General features: G+C 40.2%; 11 protein-coding genes and 4 pseudogenes. 6 read left to right on the top strand and 9 right to left on the bottom strand.

Going from position 1 to position 12,760, the window contains the following annotated elements:
* Window positions 1–57: 57 nt before the first annotated feature.
* The 7 genes and pseudogenes from B0X70_RS11425 to B0X70_RS11395 all read right to left on the bottom strand — a co-directional run bounded on the left by B0X70_RS11425 (window position 58) and on the right by B0X70_RS11395 (window position 6,487).
* On the bottom strand, window positions 58–1,218 hold the full coding sequence (locus B0X70_RS11425) for a mannitol-1-phosphate 5-dehydrogenase (RefSeq protein ID WP_217471523.1): 1,161 nt from the start codon (window positions 1,216–1,218) through the stop codon (window positions 58–60).
* A 15-nt stretch (window positions 1,219–1,233) separates the two neighbouring features.
* Window positions 1,234–3,189 (bottom strand): PTS mannitol transporter subunit IICBA, encoded by a 1,956-nt coding sequence (locus B0X70_RS11420; protein ID WP_217471522.1) that lies wholly within the window; start codon window positions 3,187–3,189, stop codon window positions 1,234–1,236.
* Window positions 3,190–3,655: 466 nt separating this feature from the next.
* Window positions 3,656–4,048: a type II toxin-antitoxin system death-on-curing family toxin gene (locus B0X70_RS11415; RefSeq protein WP_040150720.1), complete on the bottom strand. Its 393-nt coding sequence runs from the start codon at window positions 4,046–4,048 to the stop codon at window positions 3,656–3,658.
* Window positions 4,045–4,266, bottom strand: a complete 222-nt coding sequence (locus B0X70_RS11410) for a type II toxin-antitoxin system Phd/YefM family antitoxin (protein WP_036780625.1) — start codon at window positions 4,264–4,266, stop codon at window positions 4,045–4,047. The genes B0X70_RS11415 and B0X70_RS11410 overlap by 4 nt, the downstream gene beginning before the upstream one ends.
* A gap of 451 nt (window positions 4,267–4,717) precedes the next feature.
* Window positions 4,718–5,317 (bottom strand): annotated as a pseudogene (locus B0X70_RS11405) (DJ-1/PfpI family protein); the annotation flags it as partial.
* A 168-nt stretch (window positions 5,318–5,485) separates the two neighbouring features.
* Entirely contained in the window at window positions 5,486–5,722 is a 237-nt protein-coding gene (locus B0X70_RS11400) for a type II toxin-antitoxin system ParD family antitoxin (RefSeq protein ID WP_217471521.1), read from the bottom strand.
* 270 nt (window positions 5,723–5,992) lie between these two features.
* Entirely contained in the window at window positions 5,993–6,487 is a 495-nt protein-coding gene (locus B0X70_RS11395; protein WP_246593495.1) for a cupin domain-containing protein, read from the bottom strand.
* Between the two features lie 249 nt (window positions 6,488–6,736).
* Between B0X70_RS11395 and B0X70_RS11390 the strand changes: the two genes are divergently transcribed.
* From B0X70_RS11390 to B0X70_RS11375, 5 genes and pseudogenes are all read left to right on the top strand, one after another.
* Window positions 6,737–7,318, top strand: coding sequence for a beta-class carbonic anhydrase (locus tag B0X70_RS11390; RefSeq protein ID WP_217471520.1), 582 nt, complete (start codon window positions 6,737–6,739; stop codon window positions 7,316–7,318).
* 115 nt (window positions 7,319–7,433) lie between these two features.
* Window positions 7,434–8,198 (top strand): annotated as a pseudogene (locus B0X70_RS25160) (nitrilase-related carbon-nitrogen hydrolase); the annotation flags it as partial.
* Window positions 8,199–8,272: 74 nt separating this feature from the next.
* Window positions 8,273–8,341: pseudogene (locus B0X70_RS11385) on the top strand (DUF1283 domain-containing protein); the annotation flags it as partial.
* 22 nt (window positions 8,342–8,363) lie between these two features.
* Window positions 8,364–8,636 carry a DUF1161 domain-containing protein gene (locus B0X70_RS11380; RefSeq protein ID WP_036775719.1) on the top strand — a complete coding sequence of 91 codons (273 nt, stop codon included), beginning with the start codon at window positions 8,364–8,366 and terminating at the stop codon, window positions 8,634–8,636.
* A 342-nt stretch (window positions 8,637–8,978) separates the two neighbouring features.
* Complete coding sequence (locus B0X70_RS11375; protein ID WP_217471519.1) at window positions 8,979–10,376, top strand: metallophosphoesterase; 1,398 nt, start codon at window positions 8,979–8,981, stop codon at window positions 10,374–10,376.
* A gap of 102 nt (window positions 10,377–10,478) precedes the next feature.
* On the opposite strand, the pseudogene B0X70_RS11370 reads toward B0X70_RS11375, so the two are convergent.
* A pseudogene (locus B0X70_RS11370) lies at window positions 10,479–10,775 on the bottom strand (transposase); the annotation flags it as partial.
* 372 nt (window positions 10,776–11,147) lie between these two features.
* On the opposite strand from B0X70_RS11370, the gene B0X70_RS11365 reads away from it, so the two are divergent.
* Entirely contained in the window at window positions 11,148–11,540 is a 393-nt protein-coding gene (locus B0X70_RS11365) for a hypothetical protein (protein WP_040150683.1), read from the top strand.
* A gap of 507 nt (window positions 11,541–12,047) precedes the next feature.
* Here B0X70_RS11365 and bioD read toward each other — a convergent pair.
* Window positions 12,048–12,755 carry a dethiobiotin synthase gene (bioD, locus tag B0X70_RS11360; RefSeq protein ID WP_217471518.1) on the bottom strand — a complete coding sequence of 236 codons (708 nt, stop codon included), beginning with the start codon at window positions 12,753–12,755 and terminating at the stop codon, window positions 12,048–12,050.
* Window positions 12,756–12,760 lie beyond the last annotated feature (5 nt).

Genomic DNA, 12,760 nt, shown 5'->3' with positions numbered 1-12,760 from the left:
TGTAGCTATGAAGTGAATTTTAACAGTTTTATTAAATGTAGAAATTGATTACCGTGTTCACCGCATAAGTGCCCCTAAGCGCTGATATTCACTGCATATACGCTCAATAATAGGAAACTGAAAATCCAGTCGGCAAATACGGAGAACTGCCTGTTTTATACCTTCCTCGTCAATTATCCTTCTCATTTCTACAGCCTGCGGATCAGAATCACTCCTGAAATGCAAAGCCGCAGCAATGCCTGTAATCAGGTTATCGTTCGCCAAATGATACGCCAGAGTCCCTGATAACGGCTTAATTAATCTGTCTTCTAGGCTGAGTTTACGTATCGGCTGACGACCGACGCGTTCTACATCATCCTGTAAATAGGGGTTAGCAAAGCGATTCAGTATCTTTTCTATATATTGCGCATGGTTATCAGGGGAGAAACTGTAGCGCCTTATTAACACCCGCCCACTTTCTTCCATTGCGCCTTTAACAATGGTATGAATCTGAGGATCATCGATTGCGGCACAAATCGTCTTATGGCCGAAGAGTTGCCCCAAATAAGCCGTGATGGCATGGCCAGTATTGAGGGTAAACAGTTTACGCTCCACAAACGCCATCAGGTTATCGGTCAGTTCCATGCCGTTGATAGCCGGGATTTCCCCTTTGAATTGTGTCTGGTCAACAATCCACTCACTGAATGCTTCAACGGTGACATCCAAAGGCTCATCGTTGGCGGCATCTGTTGGCGGCACAATTCTGTCTACGGCTGAATCAACAAAACCGATATGCCGTTGTACCCATTCATGATCTACCTGTGGAATAACTGCCAGTACATGCTGTTTCAACCGACTGGTTCCGCGAACCATATTTTCACAGGCAATAATGTTCAGAGGTCGGTCATTGCCCGTTTCTTTGCGCAGCATGATGCCTTTTGCCAATGTTGTGGCGATCTTCTCCAATACCTGCGGACCAACGGCGGTTGTCACCATATCAGCCTGTACAATGTATTCCACTGTTTTCGGATCAGTGCTATTGATGGCATTAACTTGTCTCACGCTTTCAACGCGATGTTCTTTGCCCACAATATGAACCTGATAGGACTGCTTATGTGCCAACTGGTCAACCAGCGGCTGGTTAATATCAGCAAATGTCATATCTGAATTAGCATCAGCCAGAAGTTTACCGATAAAGCCTCGACCAATATTACCGGCGCCAAAATGAATCACTTTCATGATAAACCTCTCTGCTCAAGCTGTAACTTTCCCTGATAAGATTTCCAGCACTTCCTGAACACTCTGCGTTTTGCTCAGGCGCTCAATCACGCCGTCTTCATCAAACGTGCGGGTAATGTGGGCAATGACTTCAATATGCTTATTGCTACGAGCCGCAATACCTATCACCAAACAAGCGATTTCGTCAGGCTCTTCACCAAATTGAACACCGGCCGGATACTGGCAAATCACGACGCCTGTTTTAAGTACCTGGTCTTTCGCATCAATCGTGCCGTGAGGAACGGCAATAGATTCCCCCAAATAGGTAGACGTTAGCTTTTCTCTTGCCAGCATCGCATCCACATAGTCCGGTTCGACATAACCACCTTCCACCATCTTGTTGCCAGCAAAACGGATCGCTTCTTCTTTGGTCTGTGCAGTCAGATTGAGGTAAATATGGCTCTCATTCAGTGTAAATAGCAGCTCCTCCTTGTTTTCTTGGCCATAATATTCATCATTGGCGGCAGCAATAGACTGGCGCACAATCCTGCCATCGTTTGCCGCATTCGGGTGCTTTTCTGCTATTAGACGGGTAACAAGGTCGCTGTATACCTGACTGTTTAGAAAATGAGTCAGTGAGATATGAATGGCGCCCGGCGCAAAGATTTTAGCCCTGTCTGTCAAATCTCGGTGCGTCACCACGATATCCACATCATCTTTCAGATCGTTTATCGCCATGTTGGTAACAGAAATGTCAGCCAATCCCGCATCATGCATTTTTTTCGCTAGTAAGCCCGCGCCCATAGCGCTTGACCCCATACCTGCATCACAGGCAACCACAATTTTTTTCACGTGGGATAAATTTTTATTATGGCGGTCTGTCAGAGCGGCTTTCCTCTGTTTATTCGCCAAGTTGGGTGTTTTCATCTCACGTACACGCTGAGTGGCATGGCTCAAAGCATCTTCATCACCGATACGGGTTCTCTTCAACAAAATGGCTGATACCAGAAATGAGACCAATGTTGCACTACACACTGAAAGAACTACACCAATAAGAGAAGATTTCGGCGTCATCAGCAGTACAGCAAAGATAGAGCCAGGAGATGTCGGAGAAATTAGTCCGGCATGGAATACCCCCATGACGAAAACTCCTGTCATGCCGCCAAGGATCAAGGCAATCAGCAAGCGAGGATTCATTAATACATACGGGAAGTAGATTTCATGAATACCACCAAGGAAATGAATGATGGCCGCACCGGAAGCAGTATGTTGGGCATTACCTCTGCCAAAGAACATGTAAGCCAGCAAAACACCTAACCCCGGCCCTGGATTTGCTTCAATCAGGAAGAAAATAGAGGCTCCCGTTTCAGTTGCCTGATGAATCCCTAGGGGAGAAAAAATACCGTGGTTGATTGCGTTGTTGAGGAACAGAATTTTTGCCGGTTCGACAACGATAGACGTCAGCGGCAGCAGATTATATGTGACTATCACGTTCACACCGGCAGCCAGAACTTTTGATATCTCAGCTATTAGAGGACCAATTGCCAGATAGGCAAGTATTGCAAGGAGCATCCCGATAATGCCTGATGAAAAGTTATTCAGCAGCATTTCAAAACCACTTTTAACTTTACCTTCCACCCGGCGGTCAAAATGACGGATGGCAAAACCACCTAATGGGCCTGCGATCATAGCCCCCATAAACATAGGAATCTCTGCGCCGGCAATGACCCCAATGGTTGTGATAGCGCCAACGGTCCCACCGCGCTCGCCACCGACCAGGCGGCCTCCTGTATAGCCTATTAGCAAGGGGAGTAGATAGGTGATCATAGGGCCGACAAGTCGCGCCAGCGTTTCATTAGGGAACCAGCCAGTCGGGATGAATAGGGCGGAGATAAGCCCCCACGCAATAAAAGCACTTAGGTTGGGCATGACCATGTTACTGAGAAAGCGCCCAAAATTCTGTACCTTTAATTTGATATTTGATGTTACCATGACAAAACCTCGTGGTACGAGAAGATAAGGTTTGGTAGACGTTATCGCCAAATAACGCCTGTTGATTGTTGAACACCTTCACTTTATCACGCCTTTTTTCAGATGCGTACCGCGGGGTTTTTTGTGATTAATATCACCAAGTTCCTCTTCTTCACCCCTTATTTATATTGCTCAGATCACATTTTCCTCATGCGGAAAAACCAAGCCGATTAAATATTGATCTAAAAAGAAAATAATGTGAACTAAATCACTTTTTATTCAGTGGGCATTTTTCTTAAATAGAGAATTAGATCACAAAATATCTTTATCCAAAACCAAAAGAGGAGGGCAATAGTATTTGCTCGTAAGGGAAGCCTCCGTATTGAACAAATTGAACCAAACAAATAGAACAACAGGTTTGCTCTCAAGCTATGTGGAGAAAACCTACGCAACAAAGCTCAAACTCAGCTTCCCCGATATCATGTGTTTAATAACGTGAATTCGGACTGTCCACTAGTTCCCGCAAATATTGAGCCAACTGACTGACAGTTTTCTCACCAGTAGCAGCTTCTACAGTTAAGTTTTCCAGCGTATTGCCGTTATTGCGAATGCAAATACCATTACGCCAAAGAAAGCTCATGGTCACGAGAAATGCGGTCCGCTTATTACCGTCATTAAAGATATGACCACGAGCAATCGCTACCCAGTAAGTTGCGGCGAGTTCAAAAAGGTCAGTAACGCCTTCATAGTGAACCCGATTTTGCACACGATAAATCAATGCCTGCGCTCTACCAGGATCTGCTATCCCGGCAACGCCGGGAAAACGTCGAAGTATGCGATCGTGGAAGGCAATAACTTCTTGAGCACTCACCCAAATCATCGGTCAGTCAACGCTGCTACTGTATGACCATGACGTTGCATCATGGCATCAAACTCGGCATCCAGCTTTGCATTCTGATACACCTCGAATTCCGCTTTACTGATCACTACGGCAGCGCTGCCGTCCCGACGGGTGATTTCAACAGGTTCACCATTGACTGCGGTATCCAGCACCACAGAAATATTGGCTCTGGCCTGAGTTGAGGTATAGGTTTGCATGGTTATCTCCTTAGGTAGAAGTAGGTGTACACATGCAATGTACATATAAAAAGTACATCATTCAACCTATCGTAATTATCGTAACACTAGAACAGGAAAGGGTACCAAAACCACCTAGTTCTATGTGAAGTTGTTCATCGTCTAAGGCTATTTAACATAATATACATTATGCGCACCAGTGTACAGATAAGACCAATCTGGCGGGAATTGTTGACACTGACCACCAACCGGCTAATATCAGCAGTGATTCATAATTATCCGTTTGCTCCGAACGAATCAGAATCAAACATTAGTAAGTGAACAGCCTGACCTCACCAATCAGGCTTGTTCATGTTCCGACGACCCGTGAATACCTTGAAAAGCATTGTATTGCATAACCTCGGCATTGAGTTTATCTGTGCAAACAGTCGTATGTTAAATATCTATTCAATATTACTAGACTGATATCCGCCTATTTAAATGGATCTTCTTCATATTGAAGAAGATAATTGTAATAGCCTATTCGAAACAACTCATGATCTTTTTTAATTATATCTGGTGCTTCAAAATAGAGATTTTTTAGTACACACTCTGAGAATTCAATACATGCCGTACCATTTGCCGTAATTAAATTTCTATCAACAACCACTTGTTTTAAAATGAAATTTTTATCATTCTTATATTTATTATAACCTCTCCATAAACATGGAGAATTTCCAGTATGTTTATAATCATTTAATATTCCATTCCTTGCCAAAAAATCAACAGCCCCACAAATTGCAGCAACAACAACTCCATCATTGAGATAAATGGAAATAAGTTTGTTTAGTTTACTTGATTCTATATTCGATAATGCCTCTAATTTCCATGAGTTTCCACCAATCAAGACAAAAAGATCAACGTAGGAGGGAAGAGTTTCAATGGAATGATCAATCATGGTGGTGAAACCACCTATTGATTTACAAGTTCCTTTTTCTAGAGAAACAGTCTCTACTGTCCACTCTTTGCTTGCATTCAGCCTACTAGCAAGAAAGGTACCTTCCCAATCTGCATAGTTATCCAGTAAGAAAAAAAAAAGCTTTTTTCATCCGCAACTTCCTTTTGTATTTGGATTTCAAATCATATACGAAAATCAGTAGCTCGAAAGTTCTTTTCGATTCATCATGATAACGCCTAGCCTGATCGTATAACGGGCAAGATGAAATATATCTTCATCAGCCAACTCGGAAAACTTACACATTTAAGTCCTTCGCTGCGCCATTACAAAAATATCATCCATGCTGTTTTTGCTGACGGGGGAATTCAGGCCAGCCAACACCATTTCACGAACATTCTGAATACGCTGCTCGCGAGCCTCCATCAGGCGCAAAGCATCGAGGACAACTTCGGATGTGTTGTCATAACGACCAGATTGGATCATATCACCAACGAACCTGTTGAAATGCTCACCAAGGGTAACACTCGTTACTCGTGCCATAAATTCGTCTCTTCATGTATTACTGAGTAATACACAATTATAGCTAGATACGGATGATGATACAGTAAGATGTTTTACCTGATTGAAGACAGCGAGTACAGCCGCAAGGCAATCTGAAAGTATATCGATCTCTGGCACTATCCTGACGGGAAAAAGGAGGCACGCCTGAATGGGGTCATACTTCCCTATCCACTTATTTGTTATCTGTGCCAACAGTTCTCAGGTTGTTAAAGGTCGTCTCAAGTGCATCTTGTCCTGCCTGAGTGATTTTTACTCAACGGGTTTAGAAAGAGGGATCCCTTTTTTCCCCGCGTAGAAGACCACGAGAGTAGCACCCTCTTTGCCTGTGTAACCGCGATGAGTGCTGTCAACCATCTCCGGTACCACCTCTCCCGCCTTTATAAGACGTTTTTCGCCACTGGATTTTTTCTCTGCCGTTAACACCCCGTCCAGCACGTAAGCTACATTAGGTATCGGGTGCTCATGCCAGGCAAGACTGGTATTTGGAGCAATAGTAATTTTAAGAACTGAAAGCTGAGGAGTGCCTTTAGGGTATCCCTGATAAGACACGCCATCCCAAGACTTTTCAGTCTCAAGCAATTTTTCAACGTTAATACCAGCAGTATTGTTGCTATGTGCTTGAATGAAAAACGGAGCAATGAGGAAAGCAAAAGATGTAAAGGCTGATAAAGTTCGAATAGATAGCCGCATATGAGATCCTTGTGCATAGCGCATAAATTTGGTAGGTGACCTGTGGCGAACCATACCATGCGCACCATGATTACTTTAGAACTTTTTTAAGATACAACTTTCTCAACTGAAAACTCCGAAAACATCATTACATCACAATGTCTGTTGAAACACTTAGGATTTACTTGACCAGTACAAAGGATACGAGTATATATTTTTCATAAATTTTTTTTATATATCTGTATTTTCAGCCTCATATTCATTTATCTAGATGGATACCCTAGCTTTATTAAAAAGTTAATTTTCTATATGAAGGGAGGAAGGATGAGCAGTGTTATCAGAGAAATAAGTGACGCTAATATTGCATATGCAGAAACTTTTGGTGATAAAAAAAACCTTGGTTTACCTGCTGTCAGACGATTTGCCATATTGACGTGTATGGATGCCAGGTTGGATCCAGCAAAATTTGCAGGTTTATCTGAAGGTGACGCTCATATTATTCGTAATGCAGGCGGAAGGGCCAGCGATGACGCCATTCGTTCACTTATCATTTCCTATAAACTTTTTGGCACAAAAGAGTGGTTTGTCATTCACCATACTAATTGTGGGATGGAACTTTTTACAGACAATATCATGGGCGATCTACTGGAAAGCAGCCTGGAAAGCGCAATAATGACGGAAGAGGGATTTAAAGATGTCGGCAACGGTACAGGATCATCCGAGGGAAAATATATCAAATGGCTTACCATTAGCAATCAAGTTGATAGCGTAGTTGAAGATATTCATCGTATTCGTACCCACCCTCTTGTCCCCGCAAATATCTCCATATATGGGTACATATATGATGTGAGGTCAGGAAAATTAATTGAGGTTCCTGAAGCAACAAGCATTGCAGAAGGTAATTGATTTTTCAGGAAATATTGATCTTAATTTATGATGAGCTTGTTTAAATCTATCGGCATCAATGTGGACAAGGATGTCATAGCTTTATATTAAATAATTTTAATAATAAGGAAAATTTATGAAATTTCGCCATCTGTTTAGTTCATCAAAAATAAGCACTATAAATAAAACCCTTCCTAAACTCCCGTCGCGATTTTTCAAAGCTTCTCTGGTTGTTCTGTTATCCATCAACATAAGTTCATCGTTTGCTGATGAAACCATCCAAAATGAGCTCCTCACAGATACCAGTCCAATTAAGGTTGCTGCGATCAATGCCGCCCCTGTACGCTTTGATGTAGAAGCTAGCTTAAAAAAAGCGGACCGACTTGTGAAAGAAGCCAAAGCTCAGGGCGCCGTACTTGTAGCATTCCCTGAGCTCTGGCTCCCTGGGTTTATCAATGGAGACCCGCAATACGCAATGGGGATGCCTCCTAAGCCTTTTTCAAAATACGTTGATAACTCCATCGAAGTCGGCAGCAAAGAGTGGAAAGAGCTCCTGAAAATTGCGTCTGATAACCATGTCTATTTGTCTATGGGGATCTCGGAGAAAAACACCAAGACCAAAAATCTGTATATGACTCAAGTACTTGTCGGCTCGGATGGCGTTGTGATTGATAAAAGAAGTAAAATCAATCCTTCACGCGGAGAGCGGGATTTCTTCTCGGATGCACCTATGGCTGATAACTTGAAAGTCGTTAATACCCCTCTTGGTAGAATTGGCCAACTTTCTTGTGGTGAACATTTCAAAGTTCTTATGACCTACAATATGATGGCTCAACATGAAAACATTCATATCGCCGCATGGCCCTACAATTTAACTGCTAGAGACAAACTTTGGCGAGAGCAATACTGGCTTCATATGATTAACACTGCCTCTTACGCATCGAACTCGAACGCATGGACCATCATGCCTTCTTCAATGCTTACTGGGAACCCAATACCGAACGTTGTTTAGACAGCAATACAGGTATGCCTATCAGACCGTAATATAAAGGTAATGATAATGAAGATGAAAAAAGCACTTTTATGCAGTGCATTGCTCTTTACCCTACCCCCATTTGCCCTTGCTGCACAAGCTTCATGCGAAAGCGTGAAAGAACAAATTGCGCAGAAGATTATCAATAATGGTGTGCCGGAATCTGGCTTTAAATTGGAAATTGTTGCTAATGACCACGTTGAACAAGCCGGTAGTAAAATCGTTGGGCATTGTGAAAATAATGCCAAAAAGATTGTGTATACCCGGCAAGGAAACCAATCTCAACCTCATCCGACCGCCAAATAGACCCACATCATCTTTCTGAAGGAAAACACATACAGTTCAGAGAAAATATTACGCCAATATTTTACCATTGATGAGTAGAGGTCGAGGCTATGCGCTTCGGCCTTCATATTATCTCTCGGTGAACAGCACATTAGTGGCGTTTTCCATAACAAGTTGTTCCTGCATGATAACCCTAATATAGTTTCATATGTAAACCATTAGTTTTTTTAAAACTGACAATCCAAATAATCAACTCTAATATCATAACGTTTTGAAACATAAATATTTGCCGAATAATTATGGTGAATTAAATATCTTATTTGCTCAAAAAATTATATTAAAATTTTAAAATAGGAGACCGTTATGAGTGATCTTATCGCTAAGAAAATTCTCTCTATCATGGTGTTTTTAATAGCATTAGCTATATCAGGATGTAACGCTGTCGCAGGAAATCAGACAGAAACCGAGACTTTTAATGGTAGCGGCAGTGAGCAATATGTAAAAATTTATTTGCATAATAATACATCACATTTATTAATGGCGGAAAAAATAGACTTACTTTGGGGAAGTTGGATTGAAAGCCCATTGTCATCAATATCCGCATATAGTCGCGATTCATTTGCCTCAAAAGGTAAGATTCTTAGTGGCACTGAGGGAGAAGTTATTTATCGTTTATCCAATGGTGAGGGTAAGTTAAATGTTCGCTGGAGTCTTTCATATTGGGGTGCTCAGAACCACAATATCTATCTCTCCGAAGTACCCGCTAATTATAAACTTGAGAAAACAGTTAAAAGTTCATCTTCTTCGGGCATAAAGATTGATATTTATCTCACTGAACAAAATATAGATAGCAATTATAAAATTTCCGTGATGTCAGATCCCCAACCGTGGCGTTTAGATCCTGAAAGAGGTGATCCTAATGCCGACAAAGAACCGTGGGAAGAATTAAATAAAAAAGTAGCAAACAGTATCAATAGTATTTATGAAAGCAATCATCTTGCTTTTGGCATCGTTAATGGTGATCTTACCGAGTTTGGACGTGCTAGTACCAGAAGAAGCCTTGATAAGATATATACATCAAAAATCAAATTCCCACTATTTATGGGATTAGGAAATCATGATTATGCAAATAATGTTGATGATTGTACTTCACCAGAAAATCTTGATTTCAGCCGTAATGCCTGCGCCAGATCCGCAGTATTTGATATGGCAGAGAGAATAAGTGATTATAGTAAAGAACTGAATAATTTCTCCTATGATTATGACCATGAAGCATGGAAAGGAAGTTTATCTTATTCATGGGATTTTGGTGATATTCATTACGTTCAATTGCAAAATTATCCTACCTATAGCGTCAATTTGAACCACTATATCAGTCCAACCGTTTATATTACAAAATCCCTTGATTGGTTGGAAAGCGATCTTAAATCTGCTCAAACAAGAGGAAAGGCTGTAGTTTTAAATTTTCATGATGGGTATGACCATTTTATTACCAACAGCAGTTATGCTGAAAAAGAAAAATTTAAATCACTGATTAAAAAATACAACGTTATGGCTGTTTTCGTCGGACATTCACATGTTCTTAAAGAATACAACGCCCCCATATTTGTAAATGCAATAGTCTATGACAGCGGAGCACTATTTAAAGGTGATTTCTTTATCATTAATGTTAACAAAAAATGCATGCAAATATCTGCATATAATGGAATAGATGGTATTCCTAGGTTTGTTAAAAAAATGACAAGTGTTTGTGGTAAATAGAGATTAAGCCAATTATATCGGGTTGAGATCTTAGGTTAATGATAAACCTCACTTTTTCGCAAGTGAGGTTTTCTTATTGATTGCTTATATACCCAATGGATTTCAAGATGCAGTTTTTAGCACCTGAAAATGGTCGTTAATTCCAGACATCAACGAGTCCGCTATATCAGGTAGCGTTGTGGTAAAAAATTTGAATACTTTGTCTCGAAATTCATGTTTATCAGCGAAATAACGGTTATTTCGAACAGGTTCATTCATAACCTTCCATAATCGTTCTATCGGGTTTAAATTTGGGCTATATGAAGGAAGGTAATGTCACTCAATGTTGCTAACATAAGCCTACTCCTCCACAAGACGAGCTTTGTTGTCACCCGCACCATCCACAATAAGATGAATTTTTTAATATTTGCCATTTATTAACCATCCTGAATTCGATGATAGGAATATTTTTGATATTACGTCACAAATATCACCCGCTAAAACACCATTATCTCAAGAGGAGATACAAGCTCATATTGCTGCCGGCAATAAAAGAAGAAATAAAAAAAGCAAATAATCTTATTATTAGGGAGTAGCATAGGATGCTCCCCTGATAACATTGCTGATAAAAGATCACAGGAAACAATGTACTTGATTAGAAAACCGAACTCTTTAATAAATTTACCCGCTCTTAATTAATAAAACCGACAAAGAAAAAAATAACTTGCATAAAATAACTTATTTTGGTAGCTATAATTGAGAATACTAATGTCAACAATGAGGGCAAACTGAATGACTAAATTCATCCTTACGCTGTCTATTATCCTTGGTCTTACAGGGTGTGTTTCGCAGAAACAACCACTTTCTCTTGATTACATCGCAGGTAATGAAACATTTCATTTATCCAAACCTTGTATAGAACAAGCTCTTCCTGTAGGAGAAGTCGGTGATGATTTAGCTGTGAATGCTAATAACATTTTTATTAAGGTTAAAAAAGGACTGAATTGTAGTGACCGGTTCAAACTTTTTTTAGCAAGAAACTTAGGGAAAGAGTTGTTTATTTACTTTGACGGTAAGCCAGTCATAAAAACCAGACTTGTTTCTATGATTCATCCAGAAGAAGGCTTCCATCAAGCAATAGAATCGAAATCATTGTCAGATGGAATTCTTAGATCCTTGAATTAATGAACAGCCTATGGTTGCTACTCTTGTGTTTCATTTATCCATCAAAAAAAGCAAACCATAGGCTCAACTTTAAGCGTTGTAAATGATCCTAATGTCAACCCACGGTCCCCATGTTAATGGCGGTGCCCAACCTTGCCTTATCGTCATAACAACCTCCTTCCCAATCAGACCATAATTACGAATGGTATTTATAAGATAGACTGTCACAACATATATGCACATTTTTTTATGTATTTTTTCAGTATATATTACATCCTTGTGTGATTTATATAAGTGAATTCAAAAATTATCGCTTTTATTAGAAAAAAACCAAGATCACGGTTTATAAAAAACACAAAATAATTAGACAGAAAATTAACTAAATTCTAATTAATATAAAATTATAACTCATTATAGTAATATTTTATGTAGATTAATGAGTTATTAAATGATATATATCCAAAATGGAGGAAGGTAATGATCTCCATTTCGGATAAAATCAAGCATCTTCAATGATTACGGGTATATTTATGTATATTGGCTCTCTATACCAACTTCACTCTCACTTCCCCCAACTTGTTTTAAGATAGTGGAGATATCCAAATAGCAGGATAAATCTTTCTCTTCGGGGCGTAAAATATAAGGAATTTCACCTAACTGTGGCGCATTAATGTGACGGCGTAACCTATCCATCACTTTCGTATAGTGCGATAAACCAGGATTAATTCTGTTAGTTACCCACCCGACTAATTGCAACCCATCATTTATTATTGCCTGCGAAGTTAAAATTGAATGATTTACACAGCCTGGCTGAATACCAACAACTAAAATGACCGGGATTTTTTCCCGAATCACCCAATCAAAATAAAAAGTTTCATCATCCAGTAATACACGCCAGCCACCGTTACCTTCAATAATAACGCGATCTGCTTTATTACTAAGATTATTCAATCCTTTTTTCATCTGCTCGAAATCAACCTGATTTCCTTCACAATACCTGCTTTTCCAGATAACTGGGTTAATTTCTTCATATTTAAGCGGAACGGGAGAAGATTTTTGTAGAATCATGCCATCTCGATTACGCATACCCTCTTCCGTTTCATACCCTTCTGTGGCTATAGGTTTATACCCTACTGCCGTTGCTCCGTCACGATTAAAAAATTGTAATAATGCACGGGTAACAACTGTTTTACCTATGTTGGTATCTGTCCCCGTCACAAATAGGCGCGTTAACATAAATT

Source organism: Photorhabdus akhurstii (genome assembly GCF_019090985.1).
GTDB classification, from domain to species: Bacteria; Pseudomonadota; Gammaproteobacteria; order Enterobacterales; family Enterobacteriaceae; genus Photorhabdus; species Photorhabdus akhurstii.
Note: the sequence above shows the minus strand (reverse complement) of the source record. Positions and strands in the feature narration are given on the sequence as shown.